Origin of the sequence: Salmonella sp. NW884 (genome assembly GCF_051700745.1) — a bacterium.
Lineage (GTDB): Bacteria > Pseudomonadota > Gammaproteobacteria > Enterobacterales > Enterobacteriaceae > Salmonella > Salmonella enterica.
In genome coordinates this window covers 555,013-578,562 of the sequence record NZ_JAMMDE010000002.1, presented here as the reverse complement: position 1 = coordinate 578,562, position 23,550 = coordinate 555,013, and the positions used below count along the sequence as shown (strand labels likewise).

24 protein-coding genes and 3 tRNA genes are annotated in these 23,550 nt (G+C 54.9%); 10 read left to right on the top strand and 17 right to left on the bottom strand.

Annotation, left to right across the window (positions count from 1 at the left end; genetic code table 11):
• Nucleotide 1 precedes the first annotated feature (1 nt).
• The 8 genes from NA197_RS07300 to pncC all read right to left on the bottom strand — a co-directional run bounded on the left by NA197_RS07300 (nucleotide 2) and on the right by pncC (nucleotide 6,160).
• A tRNA-Arg gene (locus NA197_RS07300) sits at nucleotides 2-75 on the bottom strand.
• Nucleotides 76-137: 62 nt separating this feature from the next.
• Nucleotides 138-214: transfer RNA gene (locus NA197_RS07295), tRNA-Arg, on the bottom strand.
• A 3-nt stretch (nucleotides 215-217) separates the two neighbouring features.
• A tRNA-Ser gene (locus NA197_RS07290) sits at nucleotides 218-310 on the bottom strand.
• A 303-nt stretch (nucleotides 311-613) separates the two neighbouring features.
• Nucleotides 614-799 (bottom strand): carbon storage regulator CsrA, encoded by a 186-nt coding sequence (gene csrA / locus NA197_RS07285; RefSeq protein ID WP_000906486.1) that lies wholly within the window; start codon nucleotides 797-799, stop codon nucleotides 614-616.
• A 234-nt stretch (nucleotides 800-1,033) separates the two neighbouring features.
• Nucleotides 1,034-3,664: an alanine--tRNA ligase gene (gene alaS, locus NA197_RS07280; protein WP_371062071.1), complete on the bottom strand. Its 2,631-nt coding sequence runs from the start codon at nucleotides 3,662-3,664 to the stop codon at nucleotides 1,034-1,036.
• A 235-nt stretch (nucleotides 3,665-3,899) separates the two neighbouring features.
• Nucleotides 3,900-4,400, bottom strand: coding sequence for a recombination regulator RecX (recX, locus tag NA197_RS07275; protein WP_064042847.1), 501 nt, complete (start codon nucleotides 4,398-4,400; stop codon nucleotides 3,900-3,902).
• 116 nt (nucleotides 4,401-4,516) lie between these two features.
• Nucleotides 4,517-5,578: a recombinase RecA gene (gene recA, locus NA197_RS07270; RefSeq protein WP_000963150.1), complete on the bottom strand. Its 1,062-nt coding sequence runs from the start codon at nucleotides 5,576-5,578 to the stop codon at nucleotides 4,517-4,519.
• 84 nt (nucleotides 5,579-5,662) lie between these two features.
• Entirely contained in the window at nucleotides 5,663-6,160 is a 498-nt protein-coding gene (gene pncC, locus NA197_RS07265) for a nicotinamide-nucleotide amidase (protein WP_000132239.1), read from the bottom strand.
• 195 nt (nucleotides 6,161-6,355) lie between these two features.
• Between pncC and NA197_RS07260 the strand changes: the two genes are divergently transcribed.
• Entirely contained in the window at nucleotides 6,356-6,601 is a 246-nt protein-coding gene (locus NA197_RS07260) for a hypothetical protein (RefSeq protein ID WP_001519391.1), read from the top strand.
• A gap of 37 nt (nucleotides 6,602-6,638) precedes the next feature.
• Here the strand turns inward: NA197_RS07260 and mltB are convergent, their stop codons facing one another.
• Nucleotides 6,639-7,718 carry a lytic murein transglycosylase B gene (mltB, locus tag NA197_RS07255; RefSeq protein WP_000476822.1) on the bottom strand — a complete coding sequence of 360 codons (1,080 nt, stop codon included), beginning with the start codon at nucleotides 7,716-7,718 and terminating at the stop codon, nucleotides 6,639-6,641.
• A gap of 253 nt (nucleotides 7,719-7,971) precedes the next feature.
• Between mltB and srlA the strand changes: the two genes are divergently transcribed.
• The 7 genes from srlA to gutQ all read left to right on the top strand — a co-directional run bounded on the left by srlA (nucleotide 7,972) and on the right by gutQ (nucleotide 13,032).
• Nucleotides 7,972-8,535 (top strand): PTS glucitol/sorbitol transporter subunit IIC, encoded by a 564-nt coding sequence (srlA, locus tag NA197_RS07250; protein WP_000573335.1) that lies wholly within the window; start codon nucleotides 7,972-7,974, stop codon nucleotides 8,533-8,535.
• The gene (gene srlE / locus NA197_RS07245) at nucleotides 8,532-9,503 is read left to right on the top strand and encodes a PTS glucitol/sorbitol transporter subunit IIB (RefSeq protein ID WP_000199039.1); all 972 of its coding nucleotides are present in this window, start codon (nucleotides 8,532-8,534) and stop codon (nucleotides 9,501-9,503) included. The genes srlA and srlE overlap by 4 nt, the downstream gene beginning before the upstream one ends.
• Before the next feature lie 11 nt (nucleotides 9,504-9,514).
• Nucleotides 9,515-9,877: a PTS glucitol/sorbitol transporter subunit IIA gene (srlB, locus tag NA197_RS07240; protein WP_000111553.1), complete on the top strand. Its 363-nt coding sequence runs from the start codon at nucleotides 9,515-9,517 to the stop codon at nucleotides 9,875-9,877.
• Between the two features lie 11 nt (nucleotides 9,878-9,888).
• The gene (srlD, locus tag NA197_RS07235; protein ID WP_001077372.1) at nucleotides 9,889-10,668 is read left to right on the top strand and encodes a sorbitol-6-phosphate dehydrogenase; all 780 of its coding nucleotides are present in this window, start codon (nucleotides 9,889-9,891) and stop codon (nucleotides 10,666-10,668) included.
• Between the two features lie 75 nt (nucleotides 10,669-10,743).
• A complete protein-coding gene (gene gutM / locus NA197_RS07230; RefSeq protein ID WP_000255198.1) occupies nucleotides 10,744-11,103 on the top strand; it encodes a transcriptional regulator GutM in 360 nt (119 codons plus the stop codon).
• 197 nt (nucleotides 11,104-11,300) lie between these two features.
• Entirely contained in the window at nucleotides 11,301-12,074 is a 774-nt protein-coding gene (srlR, locus tag NA197_RS07225) for a glucitol operon DNA-binding transcriptional repressor SrlR (protein ID WP_000804536.1), read from the top strand.
• Complete coding sequence (gutQ, locus tag NA197_RS07220) at nucleotides 12,067-13,032, top strand: arabinose-5-phosphate isomerase GutQ (protein WP_064042848.1); 966 nt, start codon at nucleotides 12,067-12,069, stop codon at nucleotides 13,030-13,032. The genes srlR and gutQ overlap by 8 nt, the downstream gene beginning before the upstream one ends.
• On the opposite strand, the gene norR is transcribed toward gutQ, so the two are convergent.
• Nucleotides 13,029-14,549, bottom strand: coding sequence for a nitric oxide reductase transcriptional regulator NorR (gene norR / locus NA197_RS07215; RefSeq protein WP_023240235.1), 1,521 nt, complete (start codon nucleotides 14,547-14,549; stop codon nucleotides 13,029-13,031). The genes gutQ and norR overlap by 4 nt on opposite strands.
• A 185-nt stretch (nucleotides 14,550-14,734) precedes the next feature.
• Between norR and norV the strand changes: the two genes are divergently transcribed.
• Nucleotides 14,735-16,174: an anaerobic nitric oxide reductase flavorubredoxin gene (gene norV / locus NA197_RS07210; RefSeq protein ID WP_000026007.1), complete on the top strand. Its 1,440-nt coding sequence runs from the start codon at nucleotides 14,735-14,737 to the stop codon at nucleotides 16,172-16,174.
• The gene (gene norW, locus NA197_RS07205; RefSeq protein WP_064042849.1) at nucleotides 16,171-17,304 is read left to right on the top strand and encodes an NADH:flavorubredoxin reductase NorW; all 1,134 of its coding nucleotides are present in this window, start codon (nucleotides 16,171-16,173) and stop codon (nucleotides 17,302-17,304) included. Before norV ends, norW begins: the two co-directional genes overlap by 4 nt.
• Nucleotides 17,305-17,400: 96 nt before the next feature.
• Here norW and hypF read toward each other — a convergent pair whose 3' ends face one another.
• The 7 genes from hypF to hycF form a co-directional block, all read right to left on the bottom strand.
• Complete coding sequence (hypF, locus tag NA197_RS07200; protein ID WP_064042850.1) at nucleotides 17,401-19,641, bottom strand: carbamoyltransferase HypF; 2,241 nt, start codon at nucleotides 19,639-19,641, stop codon at nucleotides 17,401-17,403.
• A gap of 145 nt (nucleotides 19,642-19,786) precedes the next feature.
• The gene (hydN, locus tag NA197_RS07195) at nucleotides 19,787-20,332 is read right to left on the bottom strand and encodes an electron transport protein HydN (RefSeq protein WP_001078792.1); all 546 of its coding nucleotides are present in this window, start codon (nucleotides 20,330-20,332) and stop codon (nucleotides 19,787-19,789) included.
• Between the two features lie 200 nt (nucleotides 20,333-20,532).
• Entirely contained in the window at nucleotides 20,533-21,342 is an 810-nt protein-coding gene (locus tag NA197_RS07190) for a hypothetical protein (RefSeq protein WP_001582124.1), read from the bottom strand.
• A gap of 26 nt (nucleotides 21,343-21,368) precedes the next feature.
• A complete protein-coding gene (gene hycI / locus NA197_RS07185; RefSeq protein WP_000132984.1) occupies nucleotides 21,369-21,839 on the bottom strand; it encodes a hydrogenase maturation peptidase HycI in 471 nt (156 codons plus the stop codon).
• A complete protein-coding gene (locus NA197_RS07180; RefSeq protein ID WP_000003725.1) occupies nucleotides 21,832-22,242 on the bottom strand; it encodes a formate hydrogenlyase maturation HycH family protein in 411 nt (136 codons plus the stop codon). The genes hycI and NA197_RS07180 overlap by 8 nt, the downstream gene beginning before the upstream one ends.
• Complete coding sequence (gene hycG, locus NA197_RS07175; RefSeq protein WP_000067419.1) at nucleotides 22,239-23,006, bottom strand: formate hydrogenlyase subunit HycG; 768 nt, start codon at nucleotides 23,004-23,006, stop codon at nucleotides 22,239-22,241. The genes NA197_RS07180 and hycG overlap by 4 nt, the downstream gene beginning before the upstream one ends.
• Complete coding sequence (gene hycF / locus NA197_RS07170; RefSeq protein WP_000493767.1) at nucleotides 23,006-23,548, bottom strand: formate hydrogenlyase subunit HycF; 543 nt, start codon at nucleotides 23,546-23,548, stop codon at nucleotides 23,006-23,008. The genes hycG and hycF overlap by 1 nt, the downstream gene beginning before the upstream one ends.
• Between the last annotated feature and the right edge of the window lie 2 nt (nucleotides 23,549-23,550).

Genomic DNA, 23,550 nt, shown 5'->3' with positions numbered 1-23,550 from the left:
GTGCATCCGGGAGGATTCGAACCTCCGACCGCTCGGTTCGTAGCCGAGTACTCTATCCAGCTGAGCTACGGATGCATCGGAAAACTTGCTTTACTGCCGATATTGATACCGCGGTGAAAGCCGTATCAAGTAAGAGATGGTGCATCCGGGAGGATTCGAACCTCCGACCGCTCGGTTCGTAGCCGAGTACTCTATCCAGCTGAGCTACGGATGCAAATGGCGGTGAGGCGGGGATTCGAACCCCGGATGCAGCTTTTGACCGCATACTCCCTTAGCAGGGGAGCGCCTTCAGCCTCTCGGCCACCTCACCACACGCCTCTTACGAGTGCTTCGAAGAACTTGTTCTGCTCATCGTCGCTGCGTGGCGCACATATTACTTTCTGGGACTTATAAGTCAAACAATTTTTCCAGAGCTTTTATCGTTTGCACACTTCACGCTCAATTAGTCTGTAAAAAAGCCAAAAAGAGTGTTTTATCAACAGATAATTTGATGACACGCTGGCCGCCAAAAGCGCACCATATCAACAGTGAGGTTGAAAAAAGTCATGAAGGGACAACGCGGGCGAGCGAGAAGAGAGGCTGCGTCTCACCCGAAAAGTGAGACGCGAAAACCTTAGTAACTGGACTGCTGGGATTTTTCAGCCTGGATACGCTGGTAGATCTCTTCACGATGGACAGAAACTTCTTTCGGGGCGTTCACGCCAATACGCACCTGGTTGCCCTTCACCCCTAAAACTGTCACGGTGACCTCATCGCCAATCATGAGGGTCTCACCAACTCGACGAGTCAGAATCAGCATTCTTTGCTCCTTGAAAGATTAAAAGAGTCGGGTCTCTCTGTATCCCGGCATTATCCATCATATAACGCCAAAAAGTAAGCGATGACAAACACCTTAGGTGTAAGCAGTCATGGCATTACATTCTGTTAAACCTAAGTTTAGCCGATATACAAAACTTCAACCTGACTTTATCGTTGTCGATAGCGTTGACGTAAACGCCGCAGCATGGGCTGCGGCGCCAACGAACGCTTATAATTATTGCAATTTTGCGCTGACCCAGCCTTGTACACTGGCTAACGCTGCAGGCAGAGCTGCCGCATCCGTACCACCGGCTTGCGCCATGTCCGGACGACCGCCACCCTTACCGCCCACCTGCTGAGCGACCATCCCAATCAATTCCCCTGCTTTAACCCGGTCGGTCACATCCTTCGACACGCCCGCAATCAGAGAAACCTTACCTTCAACAACCGTTGCCAGTACGATAACGGTAGACCCCAGTTGATTTTTCAGATCATCAACCATGGTTCGCAGCATTTTCGGCTCAATACCAGCAAGCTCGCTGACCAGGAGCTTCACGCCGTTGAGATCGACCGCTTTACTGGAAAGATTTGCACTCTCCTGCGCTGCGGCCTGGTCCTTCAACTGCTGCAACTCTTTTTCCAGCTGACGTGTACGTTCCAGCACGGCGCGCACTTTGTCGCCCAGATTCTGGCTGTCGCCCTTCAGCAGATGCGCAATATCGTTTAAGCGATCGCTTTGCGCATGAACGGTGGCCATAGCGCCTTCACCGGTTACCGCCTCAATACGACGAATGCCCGCTGCGGTGCCGGACTCAGAGATAATACGGAATAGACCGATATCACCGGTACGACTGGCGTGAGTACCGCCGCACAGTTCGGTAGAGAAATCACCCATGCTCAGAACGCGTACACGTTCGTCGTATTTCTCGCCAAACAGCGCCATAGCCCCTTTCGCCTTCGCCGCGTCGAGATCCATGATGTTCGTTTCAATCGGCAGGTTGCGGCGAATTTGCGCATTCACCAAATCTTCAACCTGACGAATCTCCGACGGCTTCATCGCTTCATTGTGCGAGAAGTCGAAGCGCAGCACTTTATCGCTAACCAGCGAACCTTTCTGCGCAACGTGTGTCCCAAGCACCTGGCGCAACGCCGCGTGCATCAGGTGCGTGGCGGAGTGGTTCAGACGGATACGTGCGCGGCGCGCTTCATCTACGTCAGCCTGTACCGCATCGCCCACTTTCAGAGCGCCCGCAGACAATTTGCCGAGGTGACCAATCGCCTGACCATATTTTTGCGTGTCGTCCACAGCGAAAGTAAATCCAGCGCCTTTCAGCTCGCCTTTATCGCCAACCTGACCGCCTGATTCCGCATAGAATGGGGTCTGATCCAGCACGACAACCGCTTCCTGTCCCGCGTTAATCGCTTCAACCGCTTTACCATCGACAAACAGCGCGGTCACTTTGCCGTTCAGTTCCAGATGGTCATAACCTTTAAATTCAGAAGCGCTATCAACGCGGATCATCGCGTTGTAGTCCGCGCCAAAACCGCTAGCTTCGCGCGCGCGACGGCGTTGCTCTTCCATAGCGGCTTCAAAACCGGCTTCATCGACTTTGATGTTGCGCTCACGGCAGACGTCCGCCGTTAGATCGACCGGGAAACCATAAGTATCATACAGACGGAAAGCGGTTTCGCCGTCCAGGGTGTCGCCCTGCAATTTCGCCATTTCTTCATCCAGCAGCGCCAGACCGCGCTCCAGCGTACGGGCGAACTGCTCTTCTTCCGTTTTCAGAACCTGCTCGACCTGCGCCTGCTGACGTTTCAACTCTTCGCCTGCGGAGCCCATTACCTCAATCAGCGGCCCAACCAGCTTGTAGAAGAAGGTCTCTTTCGCGCCCAGCATGTTGCCGTGACGAACCGCGCGACGAATAATGCGACGCAGCACATAGCCACGGTTTTCATTCGACGGCAGCACGCCATCGGCAACCAGGAATGCGCAGGAACGGATGTGGTCGGCGATAACACGCAGCGATTTATTACCCAGATCGGTGGCGCCGGTGACTTTCGCTACCGCTTCAATCAACGTGCGGAACAGGTCGATGTCATAGTTAGAGTTAACGTGTTGCAGTACCGCGGCAATACGCTCCAGCCCCATACCGGTATCTACAGACGGTTTCGGCAATGGTTCCATCGTCCCGTCAGCCTGACGGTTGAACTGCATAAAGACGATGTTCCAGATCTCAATATAGCGATCGCCGTCTTCTTCCGGGCTTCCCGGAGGGCCGCCCCAGATGTGGTCGCCATGATCGTAGAAGATTTCGGTGCACGGACCGCAGGGACCGGTGTCGCCCATCTGCCAGAAGTTATCCGATGCGTATGGCGCGCCTTTATTGTCGCCGATACGGATGATACGCTCGCGCGGGATGCCGACTTCTTTTTCCCAGATCTCATAGGCTTCGTCGTCGGTTTCATAAACGGTGACCCATAAACGCTCTTTTGGCAGAGCAAACCAGTTTTCACCGGTCAGTAATTCCCATGCGAACTGAATGGCGTCGTGTTTGAAGTAATCGCCGAAGCTGAAGTTGCCCAGCATTTCGAAGAAAGTATGGTGACGTGCAGTGTATCCGACGTTTTCCAGATCGTTGTGTTTACCCCCCGCGCGTACGCAACGCTGGGAAGTGGTTGCACGGGAATAATTACGTTTATCGAGCCCAAGGAAAACATCCTTGAACTGGTTCATCCCGGCATTGGTAAACAACAAAGTGGGGTCATTGTTAGGCACCAGGGAACTGCTGGCAACTACCTGATGCCCTTTACTATGGAAAAAGTCGAGAAACGCCTGACGGATCTCAGCGGTGCTCTTGCTCATAATTATCCTGAAATCAAGCTACACTTCATCCTTCAGGCCGCCTCTGCGTTGGCTGCGAGTTTCCCGGTCACGCGTTCCCGAGGCTCACTTGCCGCTTTGATGCGGCTTGAATGATTTTGTGTATTTAAGGAATATTCGTCGCAGACGCTGTTCGCCGTTAAGCAACCCGCGTCCAGACGGAAAAAGTGGGAATAAGATAAGTTTTCTTTACCGGGAAGTAAAATCCCGTATGCGCTCAATCTGCAAAATTTCGCCATATTTGCTGGATATCGTCCATCAGATACCCGCGATAGAGCAAAAAGTGCTGTACCTTAACCTTTTCTGAAAAGTTTGAAGGGAGCGGCTCGCCATATTTGCGAACGGCCTGTTCACGTGCCATTTCACTCCAGTCAATTTCACATTCTCGCATCGCTTTTTCAGTCGATTCACGGGAAATGCCTTTCTGATTCAACTCCTGGCGAATACGCGCCGGGCCATAGCCTTTGCGGCTACGACTGGCGATAAAGCGCATCACGAAGCGCTCGTCATCAAGATAGTGATGTTCGTGGCACCAGGCGATCACGCGTTCATAATCGTCTGCCGTCGCATCAATCTCTTCCGGCCCATTTTTGCCCATCACCGGCGCGGAGAGTTTACGCCGTAATTCCTGCTCGCTGTGATCGCGGACAGCAAGAATACGTACCGCACGATCAAGGAGACGAGCATAAGCGGGACGGCGCGATGTGGGTTCACTCATAAAAAACCTTAACAGGGAGAAATGCCAAAAGGGCCGCATAAATGCAGCCCTTGATGGTAATTTAACGTTTTGCTGAATGGCGGCTTCGTTTTGTCCGACCCACCATCACCTGATGATTAAAAATCTTCGTTGGTTTCTGCAACGCCTTCGCTATCGTCAACGGCGAAATCGGGCGTGGCATTCTGATTACTCAACAGTAATTCACGAACCCTTTTCTCGATCTCTTTCGCTGTCGCCGGGTTCTCTTTCAGCCAGGTAGTCGCGTTCGCTTTACCCTGGCCAATCTTCTCGCCGTTGTAGCTGTACCATGCGCCCGCTTTCTCGATCAGCTTCTCTTTCACGCCCAGGTCAACCAGTTCGCCATAGAAGTTGATGCCTTCGCCGTAGAGGATCTGGAACTCGGCCTGCTTAAACGGCGCGGCGATTTTGTTTTTCACCACTTTCACACGTGTTTCGCTACCCACGACATTATCGCCCTCTTTCACCGCGCCAATACGACGGATATCAAGACGAACAGAGGCGTAGAATTTCAGCGCGTTACCGCCGGTGGTGGTTTCCGGGTTACCGAACATCACGCCAATCTTCATACGGATCTGGTTGATGAAAATCAACAGCGTGTTGGACTGTTTCAGGTTCCCCGCCAGCTTACGCATCGCCTGGCTCATCATACGCGCCGCGAGGCCCATGTGAGAGTCGCCAATTTCGCCTTCGATTTCCGCTTTCGGCGTTAGCGCCGCTACGGAGTCGACCACAATGACGTCCACCGCGCCTGAACGCGCCAGTGCGTCACAGATTTCCAGCGCCTGCTCGCCGGTATCCGGCTGAGAACAAAGCAGGTTATCGATATCGACGCCCAGCTTGCGTGCGTAAACAGGGTCAAGCGCGTGTTCCGCATCGATAAACGCACAGGTTTTACCTTCACGCTGCGCAGCAGCAATCACCTGCAGCGTCAGGGTCGTTTTACCGGAAGATTCCGGCCCGTAAATTTCGACGATACGCCCCATCGGCAGACCGCCCGCACCGAGTGCGATGTCCAGTGAAAGCGAACCGGTGGAGATAGTTTCCACATCCATAGAACGGTCTTCACCCAGACGCATGATGGAGCCTTTACCAAATTGCTTTTCAATTTGGCCCAGTGCTGCCGCCAACGCTTTCTGTTTGTTTTCGTCGATAGCCATTATTACTCCTGTCATGCAACTTGGTATTGAACCGGATAGTGAATTCGTACTGTTGAAGCAATTATACTGTATGCTCATACAGCATCAAGTGTTTTGTAGAAATTGTTGCCACAGGGTTTGTAGCGCGTACGTCGTCGCCTGTCGACGCACCGATTCACGGTCGCCGCTGAAGCATTCCCGACGCGTAATCCCTTCTCCGCTGACGCTGGCGAAAGCAAACCACACCGTACCAACCGGCTTTTCTTCACTGCCGCCATCCGGCCCGGCAATTCCGCTAATAGCGACAGCAAAATCGGCGCGAGCGGCCTTCAGCGCCCCGATCGCCATTTCGACCACTACGGGTTCGCTGACCGCGCCATGCTGCGCCAGAGTCTCTTCACGCACGCCAATCATCTGCGCTTTGGCTTCATTACTATAGGTGACAAAGCCGCGTTCAAACCAGGCGGAACTTCCGGCGATGTCGGTAATGGCTTTCGCCAGCCAGCCGCCGGTACAGGACTCTGCTGTCGTTACGGTCGCCCCGCGCGCTTTTAACGCCAGCCCGACCTGTTCGCTAAGCCGCATCAGTTCACTGTCAGTCATCATGACCTCTGTCAGTTAGAAATCCTGCCGCACAAGATAGCACTTTCTCACCAGAGATGGGGACGAGCAGTCGATTTTACGAGTCGGATTCCGAAAAAATGCCAGCAGGTTATTTATGCAGAATGAAATGAGATAGCACATGACTAAATAGCAGTACCATGTCGCTAAATTTACACGCACGGAGAGAAAGCAAGGATGTCACTCAAAAAAACGGAAAGCACACAGCACAAACTGAAACAAACCTGTCAACTACGGCTGTGGTTAATTGTGGGTGGAGTATGTTCATTAGGAATGGGAGTACTGAATATATTGTCGTCAGGCTATTTTGAACCGTATGATGGCGGTCAAATTATCTTAGGCCTGGGATGTCTGGGATATAGTCTGGCACTATCAAAGAAGATATCCCACTTGCAGGCAGAGAATCAGCCCAAAAAGCCATAATAATAGCGGAGGGGGTGCTCCCCTCCCTAAGCGTAAATTAGCGCACCCGCGCCAGCGCTACCGCCTGGCCCAGTTGCCAAACCGCCATCGCATAATGCGTGCTGTGGTTATATCGGGTAATGGTGTAGAAGTTCGGCAGGCCGTACCAGTACTGGTAGCCCGTACCGATATCCAGACGCAGCAGGCTGGCTTCCTGATGATTGCCCAACGATTGCTGCGGCGTTAAGCCTGCGGCGGCAAGCTGAGAGAGGCTGTATTTTGTTTTGAAACCATTCGCCAGTCCCGGCGCCTGACCATTCGCTGGCACCGCAACCGTATCGCCTTTCACCCAACCATGCGCCTTGAAGTAGTTCGCCACACTGCCGATGGCATCTACCGGATCCCACAAGTTAATGTGCCCATCGCCATTGAAATCGACCGCATATTCTTTATAGGAAGATGGCATAAACTGGCCGTAGCCCATCGCGCCGGCAAAGGAACCTTTCAGATTGAGCGGATCGTCTTGCTCATCGCGCGCCATGAGCAGGAAGGTTTCCAGCTCGCCGGAGAAATATTCCGCCCGGCGCGGATAGTTAAATGACAGCGTCGCCAGCGCGTCCAGAATCCGCGTTTTCCCCATGATACGTCCCCAGCGGGTTTCCACGCCGATAATCCCCACGATGATTTCCGGCGGTACGCCGTATACCTGCCAGGCGCGGTTCAGCGCGTCTTCATACTGATTCCAGAACGCGACGCCGTTTTGCACGTTATCCGGCGTAATAAATTGTTTGCGGTAGCGCAGCCAGGCGCCATTTGGTCCGGCGGGCGGCTGAGTGGTCGGCGCTTGTCTGTCCATCAGACGCAGGACGTAATCCAGTCTTTTAGACTGCGAGAGGATCTCCTGCAGCTGCTGACGGTCGAAACCGTGTTTACTGACCATTTTATCAATGAACTGCTGCGCATTAGGGTTGTTGGCGAAGTCGCCGCCCATTTGCATGACGTTATGCTGCGGCTCAAGCAGAAAGCCGCCGGAAGGCGTGCCCGTCGTCGCTTGAGTCTCGGAAGATTTTGGCGTGCTGCTACAGGCAGCAAGCAATACGCAAAGTGGAAGTAACGCTACATAACGACGCTTGAACATGAGACATCCATTAAACAAATTCAGCCAGGGAGAAGTATGGTAAAGCATCCCCCGCCGCACAAGGAAGCGGCACAAGAGAATAAATCACCTTTCTCCTCTTTTCAGTTTGTATCCTCTCCCCCACCCCCGCAATCTTTCAACTTAAAATATTTTTCTTTTATTTTGCGATCACAATAACACTTTTGAATCTTTCAACATGATTACAATGAACAGGAAATTAGCAAGAAAACTAAAAACCCTACAGGAGAGAACAATGATCGAAACCATTACACATGGTGCGGAGTGGTTCATCGGGTTATTCCAGAAAGGCGGAGAGGTGTTTACCGGTATGGTGACAGGTATTCTTCCGCTACTGATAAGCCTGCTGGTTATCATGAATGCGCTCATCAATTTTATCGGCCAGCAGCGTATTGAGCGTTTTGCCCAACGCTGCGCCGGAAATCCGCTATCCCGCTACCTGCTTTTACCGTTTATCGGAACGTTTGTTTTTTGTAATCCGATGACCCTGAGTCTGGGACGCTTTATGCCGGAGAAGTACAAGCCGAGCTATTACGCGGCGGCCTCCTATAGCTGTCACTCCATGAACGGTCTGTTTCCGCATATCAATCCCGGCGAACTGTTTGTTTATCTGGGTATCGCCAGCGGACTCACCACGTTAGGGCTTCCTCTCGGCCCGCTCGCGGTGAGCTATCTGCTGGTAGGTCTGGTGACGAACTTCTTCCGCGGTTGGGTCACCGATCTCACCACCGCTATTTTTGAGAAAAAAATGGGGATTCAACTTGAGCAGAAAGTTCATCTGACAGGAGCGGTATCATGACACGGGTTCGTATTGAGAAAGGCGCCGGCGGCTGGGGCGGCCCGCTTGAACTGGACGTTACGCCAGGCAAAAAGATCGTCTATATCACAGCCGGTACGCGCCCGGCGATCGTCGACAAACTGGCGCAACTAACAGGCTGGCAAGCGGTGGACGGCTTTAAAGAAGGCGAACCACCGGAAGCGGAGATCGGCGCGGCCATTATCGACTGCGGCGGTACGCTGCGCTGCGGTATCTATCCGAAACGCCGGATTCCAACCATTAATATTCACTCGACGGGTAAGTCCGGCCCCCTGGCGCAGTATATTGTTGAGGATATTTATGTCTCCGGCGTAAAAGAAGAAAACATTACTCTTGTCGGCGAAACGCCTGCCAGTCCTCAGCCTGCCAAAACGACATTAGGACGTGACTACGACACCAGCAAAAAAATCACCGAGCAGAGCGACGGGCTGCTGGCAAAAGTCGGTATGGGAATGGGCTCCGCCGTGGCGGTACTGTTCCAGTCCGGTCGCGACACCATTGATACGGTCCTGAAAACAATCCTGCCGTTTATGGCGTTCGTTTCGGCGCTGATCGGCATCATTATGGCCTCAGGTCTTGGTGACTGGATCGCCCACGGCCTGGCGCCATTAGCCAGCCATCCACTGGGGCTGGTGACGCTGGCATTGATCTGCTCTTTCCCGCTGCTGTCGCCCTTTCTCGGCCCTGGCGCGGTTATCGCTCAGGTCATTGGCGTCCTGATCGGCGTTCAGATAGGCCTGGGCAATATCCCCCCGCATCTGGCGCTTCCCGCCCTGTTCGCGATTAACGCGCAGGCGGCCTGCGACTTTATCCCGGTCGGCCTGTCGCTGGCGGAAGCGAAACAAGACACCGTTCGCGTCGGCGTACCTTCTGTGCTGGTCGGACGCTTCCTGACTGGCGCGCCCACGGTACTTATCGCCTGGTTTGTTTCCGGCTTTATCTATCAATAAGAGGTTCAGACATGAGCGTGATTTATCAAACCACCATCACCCGTATCGGCCAGAGCGCGAAGGAAGCGCTCGGCGAACAGATGCTGATTACGTTTCGGGAAGGCGCGCCGGCGGATATCGAAGAATTTTGCTTCATCCATTGTCATGGCGAACTGACCGGCGCGCTGCAGCCTGGCGCGCGGTGTGAATTGGGCCAACATTGCTATCCGGTCACGGCGGTCGGCAGCGTAGCCGAGCAAAACCTGCGTGAACTGGGGCATATCACTTTGCGCTTCGATGGTCTGCGCGAAGCGGAATTTCCCGGCACCGTACACGTTGCGGGGCCTGTACCGGACGATATCGCGCCGGGCTGTATTTTGACGTTTGTCGCTTAAGGAGAAAAAACATGAATCAAGTTGCCGTTGTCATTGGCGGAGGCCAGACCCTGGGGGCATTCCTTTGCCGTGGGCTTGCAGAAGAAGGATACCGCGTGGCGGTCGTTGATATTCAAAGCGATAAAGCCGCGAATGTCGCCCAGGAAATTAACGCCGATTTTGGCGAAGGTATGGCGTACGGTTTTGGCGCCGACGCTACCAGCGAGCAGAGCGTGCTGGCGCTGTCCCGCGGCGTAGACGAGATTTTCGGGCGCGTCGATCTGCTGGTTTACAGCGCGGGTATCGCCAAAGCGGCGTTTATCAGCGATTTCCAGTTGGGCGATTTTGACCGCTCGCTACAGGTGAATCTGGTGGGCTATTTCCTCTGCGCCCGTGAGTTTTCCCGCCTGATGATCCGCGACGGCATTCAGGGGCGCATTATTCAGATTAACTCTAAATCCGGCAAAGTGGGCAGTAAACACAACTCCGGCTACAGCGCGGCGAAATTCGGCGGCGTGGGGTTAACCCAGTCTCTGGCGCTGGATCTGGCGGAATACGGCATTACCGTACACTCGTTGATGCTCGGCAACCTGTTGAAATCGCCAATGTTCCAGTCACTGCTGCCGCAATACGCCACTAAACTGGGCATTAAGCCCGACGAGGTGGAACAGTATTACATTGATAAAGTACCGCTCAAACGCGGGTGTGATTATCAGGATGTGCTGAACATGCTGCTATTTTATGCCAGCCCGAAAGCGTCTTATTGCACCGGGCAGTCGATCAACGTAACCGGCGGTCAAGTGATGTTCTGACCGTGAATTGCCGGATGGCGCCGTAGGCCGGATAAGACGGTTACGCGCCATCAGGCAAAACAACAGGAGCACATTATGGTTTCCACTCTGATTACCGTCGCCGTTATCGCCTGGTGTGCGCAGCTGGCGCTGGGCGGCTGGCAGATTTCCCGCTTTAATCGGGCTTTCGATAAACTTAGCCAACAGGGGCGGGTCGGCGTCGGGCGCTCCGGCGGGCGTTTTAAGCCCCGGGTGGTGGTTGCCGTGGCGCTGGACGAACAGCAGCGGGTGACGGACACTTTATTGATGAAAGGCCTTACGGTATTCGCCAGACCGGTTAAAATTGCCGCAATGCAAGGAAAACATTTGCATGAATTACAGCCTGATGTGATCTTTCCCCATGATTCGCTCGCGCAGAATGCACTATCATTGGCGCTTAAACTGAAACATGGGTAATTTCGTTGTGAATGCGTATAGCTTGCGAAATTATCATTTTGCAACCAATACCCTAAATAATTCGAGTTGCAGGAAGGCGGCGACGCAGTGAATCCCAGGAGCGTACATCAGTACGTGACCGGGGTGAGCGAGGAAAGCCAACGCACATGCAGCGTGAAGTATGACGGGTAAATACATAAGTCAGGGTAATCACGCCTATGAAACCTCGTCAGCGTCAGGCCGCGATTCTGGAGCACCTGCAAAAACAGGGAAAATGCTCGGTTGAAGAACTGGCCCAGTACTTTGACACGACAGGCACCACTATCCGTAAAGATCTGGTCATTCTGGAAAATGCCGGAACCGTCATCCGCACCTATGGCGGCGTGGTGTTGAATAAAGAAGAGTCCGATCCGCCTATTGATCACAAAACGCTTATCAACACCCACAAAAAAGCGCTGATAGCCGCAGCCGCTGTGAAATATATCCATGATGGCGATTCCATTATTCTGGACGCCGGAAGTACCGTGTTACAGATGGTGCCGTTGCTTTCGCGTTTTAGCAACATCACGGTGATGACCAACAGCCTCCATATTGTTAACGCGCTATCGGAACTGGACAACGAACAAACTATCCTGATGCCCGGCGGCACCTTCCGTAAAAAATCGGCGTCGTTTCACGGTCAACTGGCGGAAAACGCCTTTGAGCAATTCAGCTTTGATAAACTTTTCATGGGAACTGACGGTATTGACCTGAACGTCGGTGTGACCACGTTCAATGAGGTTTACACCGTCAGTAACGCAATGTGCAATGCAGCACGCGAGGTGATTCTGATGGCGGACTCCTCAAAATTTGGTCGTAAAAGCCCCAATGTGGTGTGCAGTCTGGAAACCGTCGACAAACTGATCACGGACGCGGGTATCGATCCGGCATTTCGTCAGGCGCTGGAAGCAAAAGGGATTGAAGTAATCATAACCGGAGAAAGCAATGAGTGATGCACTACTAAACGCGGGCCGTCAGACCTTAATGCTGGAGCTACAGGAAGCCAGCCGTCTGCCGGAGCGTCTGGGCGATGATTTTGTCCGCGCCGCCAATATCATTATTCACTGTGAAGGCAAAGCGATCGTTTCCGGCATTGGCAAGTCAGGTCATATTGGTAAAAAAATCGCCGCGACGCTTGCCAGTACCGGTACTCCCGCTTTTTTTGTTCATCCGGCGGAAGCACTGCATGGCGATCTGGGGATGATTGAAAGCCGCGACGTGATGTTATTTATCTCCTATTCCGGCGGTGCAAAAGAACTCGACCTCATCATCCCGCGTCTGGAAGATAAATCCGTCGCGCTGCTGGCGATGACCGGTAAACCTCACTCTCCGCTGGGGCGAGCGGCAAAAGCCGTTCTGGATATTTCCGTCGAGCGTGAAGCCTGCCCGATGCATCTGGCACCAACGTCCAGTACCGTCAATACGCTGATGATGGGCGATGCGCTGGCGATGGCGGTCATGCAGGCGCGCGGTTTTAACGAAGAAGATTTCGCCCGTTCGCATCCGGCTGGCGCACTGGGCGCGCGTTTGCTCAATAATGTGCATCACCTGATGCGCCAGGGCGATGCAATACCGCAGGTAATGCTCGCCACCAGCGTGATGGATGCCATGCTGGAACTTAGCCGTACCGGGCTGGGGCTGGTGGCGGTTTGCGATGAGCAACATGTTGTGAAAGGCGTCTTTACCGACGGCGACCTGCGTCGCTGGCTGGTGGGCGGCGGCGCGCTCACCACGCCGGTAAGCGAAGCCATGACGCCCAACGGTATTACGCTCCAGGCGCAAAGCCGCGCCATTGACGCCAAAGAGCTCCTGATGAAACGCAAAATTACCGCCGCGCCAGTGGTCGATGAAAACGGCAAACTCACCGGCGCCATTAACCTACAGGATTTCTACCAGGCGGGGATTATCTAATCCTTCAGTCCCAGACGTTTCGCCAGCCGGTGCAGGTTGGCGACGTCGGTTTCCAGCGCCCGCGCGCTGGCCGCCCAGTTGTGATTATTTTGCGCCAGCGCCTGGCGAATCATCTCTCGCTGGAAGTTCTCCGTCGATTCGCGCAAATTGCGGCAGGCCGGCAGCGCCAGAAAGCTTTCCGCAGACGGCGCGGGTAAAACGTCCTCTGACAAGGCAAAATGCTGCTCCTCCAGTACCACCTCATCCCCTGCCCGGGTCGCTCTCGCCAGTACAACCGCACGGTGAATGGCATGTTCCAGCTCCCGGACGTTGCCCGGCCAGCCATAGTTGAGCAAATGGCGGCGCGCGCCGGGACTCAGTACCACGCGGGACAGCCCCAGCCGCAGCCGGCACTGCTCGCAAAAATAGCCCGCCAGCAGCACCACATCATCGCCGCGCTCGCGCAGCGGCGGCACAAAGAGCGGGAAAACGCTCAGGCGATGGAACAGATCGGCGCGAAAACGCCCCGTCAGCACCTCTTCACGCAGGTCACGGTTGGTCGCCGCCAACACCCGCACATCCACGCGCAGGCTACGATCGTCGCCGACGCGCTGAATATCGCCATACTGCAACACGCGAAGTAGCTTGGCCTGTAGCGCCAGCGACAGTTCGCCAATCTCATCCAGAAACAGCGTGCCGTTATCCGCCATTTCAAACTTACCGCTACGATTACTGATAGCCCCGGTAAAAGCCCCTTTTACATGACCAAACAACTCGCTCTCCGCCACGCTTTCCGGCAGCGCGGCGCAGTTGAGATAGACCAGCGGATTGACCGCTCTGGGGGAGCCCTGGTGAATAGCTTTCGCCACCAGCTCTTTACCAGTCCCCGTTTCACCGCCGATCAGCACGTTAAGATCGGAGCCCGCCACAATCTCGATCTCTTTTTTCAACTGCGTCATCGCCGGCGACAGGCCGATCATGTGTGTCTCTTTTATCGGTTCAAACACGCCTGACGACCCCGGCAGCATGTTCTGGCTTTCCAGTTGTTCAATTAACAGCGCATTACTCAATGCCCCGGCGGCCAGCGCGGCGACAAGCCGTAGTTCTTCATCGCTAAATACCTCGAACTGCTCCGGCGTCATAGCATCAAGGGTCAGCGCACCGATGAGGTTCTGTCCGGCAAACAGCGGCAGACCAACACAGGCGTGGACTTTCAGGCTTTCCTGTCCGGGAATTAACCCGTCATACGGATCGGGTAAATCGCTATCAGCCGGAAAACGCACCACGTCCCCCGCGCGGGCGATGGCTTCCAGGCGCGGATGCCCTTCCAGGGTAAAACGTCTGCCGAGGACGTCCTGCGCCAGGCCATCAATCGCCAGTGGAATAAATTGTCGTGATTCATAACGCAACAGCGCCGAGGCGTCGCACGCCAGCACCTGACGCAGCGTAGTAATCAGCCGCTGAAAACGATCCTGATGCCCAATGCCGCGTTGTAACTCAATGGCGATGCCCGCCAATACCTCCACGGAAAAACTCATGGTTACCTCATTGTCATTTTGACAACCTATAGTGTCATATTGACAGCATCATTTATAGTCTTTTTGACTACATCAAAAATACAAAACAAATATAACTCAATACAAATCAATAAGATGAAAAGTTGGCACACTAGCTGCAATAAGCAAAACAACTTTTTGTAAACGTTGAATGAATTGAGGTGGTTATGTCTATTCTGGTTAAAAATAATATTCATTGGGTTGGCCAGCGCGACTGGGAAGTACGTGATTTTCACGGCACTGAATACAAAACGCTGCGCGGCAGCAGCTATAACAGCTATCTCATTCGTGAAGAAAAGAATGTGCTGATCGATACCGTCGATCATAAGTTTAGCCGTGAGTTTGTGCAAAACCTGCGCAGTGAAATCGACCTCGCGGATATCGACTACATCATCATTAACCATGCCGAAGAAGACCATGCAGGCGCGCTGACCGAACTGATGGCGCAGATCCCGGACACGCCTATCTACTGTACCGCCAACGCCATTGACTCTATCAACGGCCATCACCATCACCCGGAATGGAATTTTAAGGTGGTGAAAACCGGCGATACGCTGGATATCGGCAACGGCAAGCAGTTGATCTTCGTGGAAACGCCGATGCTGCACTGGCCGGACAGCATGATGACCTATATGACCGGCGACGCGGTGTTATTCAGCAACGACGCCTTTGGTCAGCACTACTGCGACGAGCGCCTGTTCAATGATGAAGTGGACCAAACTGAACTGTTTGAACAATGCCAGCGCTACTACGCCAATATCCTGACGCCGTTCAGCCGTCTGGTAACGCCAAAAATTACCGAAATCCTCGGCTTCAACCTGCCGGTGGATATGATTGCCACCTCACACGGCGTGGTATGGCGCGACAACCCAACGCAAATCGTGGAGCTGTATCTGAAATGGGCGGCAGATTATCAGGAAGATCGTATCACTATTTTCTACGATACCATGTCGAACAATACTCGCATGATGGCGGATGCCATCGCACAGGGTATCAATGAAGTGGACCCCAACGTGGCGGTCAAAATCTTTAACGTCGCCCGCAGCGATAAAAATGAAATATTGACCAACGTCTTCCGTTCGAAAGGCGTGCTGGTCGGCACTTCTACCATGAACAACGTGATGATGCCGAAAATCGCTGGTCTGGTGGAAGAGATGACCGGCCTGCGCTTTCGCAACAAACGCGCCAGCGCCTTCGGTTCTCATGGCTGGAGCGGCGGCGCGGTGGATCGACTGTCCACGCGCTTACAGGATGCCGGTTTTGAAATGTCCCTGAGTCTGAAAGCGAAATGGCGTCCGGATCTGGATGCGCTGGAGTTGTGCCGTCAGCATGGTCGCGACATCGCGCGTCAGTGGGCGCTTGCTCCGCTGCCGGAAACCACGCAGAAAACCGCGCCAGCCGAAGAAATCACAACCTGCGCCGCCGCAGACCTCGGTCCTAAAATGCAATGCAGCGTATGCCAGTGGATTTACGACCCTGCGCTGGGCGAGCCGTTGCAGGATGTCGCGCCGGGTACGCCGTGGAGCGAGGTGCCGGATAACTTCCTGTGCCCGGAATGTTCATTAGGTAAAGACGTGTTCGACGTACTGGCGACGGAGGCAAAATGAGTCGGGGGATCATCATTATTGGGTCGGGCTTCGCCGCCCGCCAGCTCGTCAAAAATATCCGTAAACAAGATGTGCATGTGCCGTTAACCCTGATTGCGGCGGACAGCATGGATGAGTACAACAAGCCCGATCTCAGCCACGTTATCAGCCAGTCGCAGCGCGCCGATGATCTCACCCGTCAGTTAGCGGGGGAATTTGCTGAACAGTTTAATCTGCGACTGTTCCCGCATACCTGGGTTGCTGACATTGATGCCGATGCCCATGTGGTGAAAAGTCAGGATAAGCAGTGGCAGTACGACAAGCTGGTACTGGCGACCGGGGCGGCAGCCTTTGTGCCGCCGATTGCAGGACGTGAGTTAATGCTTACTTTGAATAGCCAGCAGGAGTACCGCGCCTGTGAGACACAACTGCGCGACGCGCAGCGAGTGCTGATTGTCGGCGGCGGTCTTATTGGCAGTGAATTAGCAATGGATTTCTGCCGCGCCGGGAAAACGGTAACGCTGATGGATAACGCCGCCAGCCTTCTCGCCTCACTGATGCCACCGGAAGTGAGCAGTCGCTTACAGCATCACCTGACCGATATGGGGGTGCATCTGCTGCTGAAATCGCAGTTGCAAAAACTGGAGAAAACCGAAGCCGGTATCCGCGCTACGCTGGTAAGCCAGCATAGTATTGAGGTCGATGCGGTGATTGCCGCCACCGGCTTACGCCCGGAAACCGCTCTGGCGCGCCGCGCCGGGGTAGTCGTCAACCGCGGCGTCTGCGTGGATAGCTATCTACAGACCAGTCACCCGGATATTTATGCGATCGGCGACTGCGCGGAGATCAACGGTCAGGTGCTGCCCTTCCTGCAACCAATCCAGTTAAGCGCGATGTACCTGGCGAAAAATCTGCTTGGCGGCAACGCGCCGCTGAAGCTACCGGCGATGCTGGTCAAAGTCAAAACGCCGGAACTGCCGCTGCATCTGGCGGGAGAAACTCAGCGCCGCGATTTGAGCTGGCAGATTACCGCAGAATCTGACGGTATGATTGCCAAAGGCATGAGCGGAGAAGGCCAACTACGCGCCTTTGTGGTGAGTGAAGACCGCATGAAAGAGGCCTTTGCACTGCTGAAAACGTTGTTCGTATAAGCCTGTGATGCCGGATGGCGCCGCTTCGCGTCTTATCCGGCCTACGAGTGAGCATCTGTTTACAGGCCGGATAAGGCGCAGCCGCCATCCGGTGCCCTACACTTCCCTTAATGCTCGCGCTGCGGCAATCACGCCCTGTCCAAACGACAGCCCGCCGTCGCCCGCCGGTAACCGCTGCGGAAATAACAATTTAAAATCAGAAAGATAAAAGGCAAGACGCGCGCGAAGTAAGCGGTTGTGTATCACCCCACCGCTGAAGACCAGAGTGGTTATCCCCCGCGCCGTAGCCTGTTGGCGCATTAGCGTGGCAAACCCGCACGCCAGCGCATCATGAAAAGCCCAGGCGCGTTGCGCGGGCGTGGCCTGCCAGTTCAACCATTGCCGCCAGAAAACGGCGACGTCCAGTTGAGCGCCGTTAAGCGGCATCGTTACCGGATGCTCAACGTTAGCGCATTGAGAGGCCAGCGCCTCCAGCGCGCAGGCGGCCTCGCCCTCATAGCTAAGCGATGCTGGCGCGCAGCGAAGCGCGGCAGCCACCGCGTCAAACAACCGCCCGCAGGAAGAGGCCAACGGGGCATTGACGCCGCGCTCAATGGCGCGCGCCAGGACATTCCAGTTTTGCTGTTGCAGCTCCACTGTCTCCGGGTAATCCTGCCAGTCCGGCACAAAGCGCAGGCACTGCGCTAACAGATTACGCCACGGCTGTTTGGCAGCCAGATCGCCTCCCGGCAGCGCCACGGCGGGTAAACCACCTAAATGTTCGCATTCGCGATAATTGACCCGCAGACATTCTCCGCCCCATAGCGCGCCATTCTCGCCCATGCCGATACCGTCTACCGTCAGGGCAATCACCTCTCCGCCGTCCAGCGGCCAACCATGCTCGGCCAGGCAAGCCGCCGCATGGGCATGATGGTGTAACACCGTCTCTGTCGGCAGACGCATCTCACTGGCCCACTGACTGGAAACATAGCCCGGATGCGCATCACAGACGATACGCTCTGGGGTAAAATCGTAGATTGACTGGATCAGACGCAATGCCTCGCGCCACTGCGCCTGGATACCGTCATCGCTGAGATCGCCCAAATGCTGGCTGACAACCGCCTGTTCGCCGCGTACCAGACAGAACGTATTTTTCAGATCCGCGCCCAGACAAAGTATCGGCGGCACATCGCGAAATCCGGGCGGCAACGCAATCGCGTCCGGCACGTATCCCCGCGAACGACGCAGCATTTCACCGCTGTCGCGCACAACAGAGTCGTCCATGCGCTGTACAATGTCGCGATTGTGCAACAGAAAACCATCGGCAATATCGTGTAAATCGTCCAGCGCCTGTTCGTTGGTGATGGCGGGCGGTCTGCCGCTCAGGTTGCCGGATGTCATCACCAGCGGGTAATTGAGCGCCTGCAACAAGAGATGTTGCAATGGGTTGGCGGGCAGCATCACGCCCACCTCCGTAAGCCCTGGCGCGATGCCCTCACTCAGCGAAGGTACATACTGCTTATCCACCAGTACAATCGGGGCCGCTGGCGTGGTCAGCAGCGAACGTGCCGCGCTCGGCAGCGTTTGCGCCGTGGGCAACATCACCGCCAATGGTTTCGCCGGGCGATGTTTACGCGCCCGCAGCATCGCCACTGCGTTATCGTTGCGCGCATCGCAGGCCAGATGAAAACCACCCAGCCCTTTAACGGCAATAATGCCTCCGGCGTTCAGTTGGGCGACCGCCGCCTGCAAAGCCGCCTCTTTTTCCGCTCGCTCATGTTGGCTCCGCCACTCAAGATGCGGCCCGCATGACGGACAGGCAACGGGCTGGGCATGAAAACGGCGATCGTACGGATCGCGGTATTCGCTGTCGCATTCCGGACACAAGGGAAACGCCGCCATCACCGTAAATGGCCGGTCATAGGGCATAGCGCGAATAATGGTGAAGCGTGGTCCGCAGTGGGTGCAATTGATGAAAGGATAACGGTAGCGCCGCTCGCCTGGGGTATTCATCTCGGCAAGACATGCCGGGCAGGTCGCCGCATCCGGCACGATTTGCGTGTTCATCGAACCGCCTGCGCTCTGACGAATGGCGAAATCCGTCGGCGCGCGCTCCCATACCAACGACGCGTGTTCAACGCTATCAATGCGCGCCAGCGGCGGGCAATCCTGATAGAGCGCGGCAATAAATTGCGACGGTTCTTCCAGCAGCCGAACGACGACGCCGTCGCCGTCATTACACACGTCGCCGTGTAATCGCAACTGCTGCGCCAGCTGCCAGACAAAAGGACGAAAACCGACGCCCTGTACTTTGCCCCGAATGCGTAGCTGTACGCCGGAAGGTGTGTCTATCGCCATCTTATTTTCCCGCCATCATCGAACCCGGATGCCTGATGGCGCGACGCTTATCAGGCCTACAACCGCACGGACCGTAGACCGGATAAGGCATTGATGCCGCCATCCGGCAATGCTTTGTGGCGTATTCTACGCGCAATCGCAGAAATCAGAAAAGCAGCGATGCCGTTGAATCCAGCGCCGCACGACGGCGTTTTTCCGCGCTCAACTGTTCAAGCTTATTGCGGTCCACGCAGATGAGGGCGTGCGTTGGGCAAGCGGCCATACAGGCCGGACCGGATTCACGGTGGTGACACAGATCGCACTTGTTGGCTTCGGCTTTTTCGGCACGCACGTTCAGCCCCGCGCCGCTATTGCGAACCACCGGACGTACCACCACTTCCATGGCGCCGTAAGGACATGCCACTACGCAAGTTTTACAGCCAATGCAGCGTTCCTGCATCACATGAACAAAGCCTTTGTCACGGCTGATGGCGCCATTCGGGCAAACGTTGGCGCACGGCGCGTCTTCACACTGGCGACACAGCGTTGCCGTGGAAACGTTCACGCCTTTGATGACATGGATACGAGGTAAAAAGGTTTCAGGGGTCAGCGATGCGCAATCCTGATTTTCCTGATGGGATACGACGCAAGCCACTTCACAGGTACGGCAACCAATGCACTTACTCGCGTCTGCAATGATGAAACGGTTCATCAAATTCTCCAGCAATAACAGATGATGTGCCGATATATACACGAATCGTGCCAATTTTTATTTCATTGTTATTTAAGAATATTCTTTCTATTTTCGTGAGCATTTACGTGTCATCGTCACAAGTGTCGATGACACGTAATGTCGCCAGTGGTGGTCAAGATTTGCAGTGATAGCCAGCCAACTCTGCACCGCAACTGGCATCAATCCTGATTAACGCCTGGCAATACGTTACCGCGTATTAAACAGCGCTGCGTAAGGGAAAGATCATCCGTTTGCGGATTCCTTCCGGCAATAGGTTTGATAATTAATTTACGGCCAGGATAGTGATTAAAACGGGTCAGCGCCGGATAACTCAACCGGCCAAACCAGCCGTGTACGCGCTGCCAGCGGGCGTCCTTCACCTGATATAAATTGGTTATCCAGTAGCCTGAGTCAAACTGCATATCCAACAGTTGCGTGCGCCCATTGCCCTGTAAATCAAGCAAATCATCGACGCCAGTATCGGTGGCGGTATAAAACCCCCACGGTTCAAAGACGCAGGGGCGGCCATTATTGAGAAAGGTGAAAATGATGTATTGCGCGCTCGGCGCCAGGCCCAACCCAGGATTACCCAACCAGATAACCAGATCCTGAATGCCGTTACGATCGAGGTCAGCGCGATAAAATTGCGCATTACCCGCCAAATTAATCAGCATTCCCACCGGGACAACCCACGAATTACCGGCTCTGTCTTTTCCGCTAATCCGCCATTCGTTATCTTTTTTCGGCTCCGGCAGTAGCGTCACGCCACTGACTCCGACCTGGCGAAAATGCCATGTCTGGTCGGGCGATACAGAATAAGGCAGGGTCAACAGAGGCTTTAGCGCACGCTTTTGCGCATATTCACCGTCACTCATCGGCAGGTAACCGACAACACCGGTGGCCAGTGCGCGTGCGGCGAGGCAGAGAAATAGCAGTCCGCTCCATACGATAATCTTCACGTCCTTCTTACAACCTTTGCCGTGTAACACAAATTCTCCCTAAATATGTGCGCATTTTACGCCTCCGGCGCTTCCAGCGCGGCAAATCCGCCGTTTCCCTGCCAGCCTTCCAGGCGCTGATAGACGATGTTTACCGCGTCCTTAATCGGTTGAGTCATCGGATAATAAAACCCGACGATATCCGGCTGGATACCAACAAAAATCACCTCGCCGACATCCTCTTTCAGCTGATCGATAAGGTAGTTGAGCGGCATATTGTGGGTGGTCATCATAAACATTTCGGCGATATCATCCGGATCGATAATGCGGATCTCGCCCGGATTAAGTCCCATATCGGTGGCGTCGACAATCAACAGACGCTGCGGGCGCAGCTCTCGAATCGCCACAATGTCGTTTTCCGGCGCGCTGCCGCCATCGATGACAACCCAGTTGCCCTTCGGCTGCGCCGCGCACATTTCCGCCAGTAACGGGCCTGCGCCGTCGTCGCCCATCATACTGTTACCGACACAGAGTAAAACGTCAGTCACGAAGCCTCCTCACCATCAGGTAGATGGCGCTTTCCTGATGAATGTCATGCAGCATACTGAGCATCAGTTTGCTCCATTCTTGCTGCTGCGGGGTCTGCGCGGCGCGCGCCTCATCAAACGCGCGCGCCAGCATTTGCACATGGTTGAAATCGATAACGATCTCGCCATACTTCGGCACGCCTTCCATTTTACGCCGGGCATCGCTACCGGCTTCCAGGGTGGCGATCCACGCCAGATACTCATCCCATGGGCAGGTGAGCGCGGCCTCCAGACAATCGATAACCCCCAGGTGGTGACCAATCGCCAGGCTGTAATAGACAACCTGCTGCGCCTCGGCAGGCGTCGCATCGTTCTCATCAATAAACTTACGGCTCAGTTGACTGAACACCACCTGTTCGCTCATCGGATACGCGCCTCTTCAACAACATGATTGAGATGGGTGACAATTTCGGTTAAACGCGGATCGTTTTCCGCTTCCAGCCAACGCGCCACTTGCTGCTCGCCCTGCCCCAACTGTGTCAGGTAATCATCGGCGATCTGACGACCATAGCGATAACCCGCCAGCCGGCGCGCCGCGCGATCCACCTTCACGCGCAGCGGCTGCACCATATCCGGATGCAGGATCTCTGCGGGCTGATCGTCCAGCTCACCCGGCGCGCGGGCGTGGATTTTCTGCTCCAGCAGGCCAAGCGCCATTGCAAATCCGTACAGCGTGGCGGCAGGCGTTGGCGGGCACCCCGGAATGTACACATCCACCGGGACGATTTTGTCGGTACCGCCCCAGACGCAGTACAGATCATGGAAGATGCCGCCGCTGTTGCCGCAGGCGCCGTAAGAGATACAGATTTTCGGGTCCGGTGCCGACTGCCAGGCGCGCAGCGCCGGAGAGCGCATGGCGCGGGTCACCGCGCCGGTAAACAGCAGAATATCGGCATGACGCGGCGACGGTACCACTTTGATACCGAAACGCTCGGCATCAAACAGCGGCGAAAGCGTCGCAAAAATTTCGATTTCACAGCCGTTACAGCCGCCGCAGTCCACGCGGTAAACGTATGCCGAACGCTTAATATTTTTCAGTAGAGACGCCTTCATGCTGGCGATGGATTCATCCACCGTCATCGGTACCGGAATGCCGTTGGCGTCACGCGGGCCTAATAAATTGCTCATTAGCTGACCTCTTTCATATGGCGAGTCAGTTCAATACGGTCGGACGGCACCAGGCATTTCTGACGCTTACAGTCCGGGCAGGTCTCAAAGCTTTCGCGGTGGTTTTCCGCGCGGCTGTCGCCGTTGTGCGCAAGCAGCGCAATGGCGTAGTCAATCTCTTTCTGTACGGCGAAAGGACGATTGCACACGCGGCAATTGCACAGCGCAAAGCGGGACTGTTGCAGGAAGTCTTCTTTCTTCCACACTGCCAGTTCGTACTCTTGCGACAGTTTGATCGCCGCCGTCGGGCAAACTTCTTCGCAGCGGCCGCAGAAGATGCAGCGGCCAAGATTGAATTGCCACGCCAGCTCATTGGTCGCAAGATCGGTTTCCACCGTCAGCGCGTTCGACGGGCAGGCATTAACGCAGGCGGCGCAACCGATGCACTGCTGCGGATTATGTTCCGGCTTGCCGCGGAAGTTTTTATCAACCGCAATCGGCTCCAGCGGATAAGACGAGGTCGCCGTGCCGGTTTTGATAACTTTTTTGATAAAGGTAAACATGG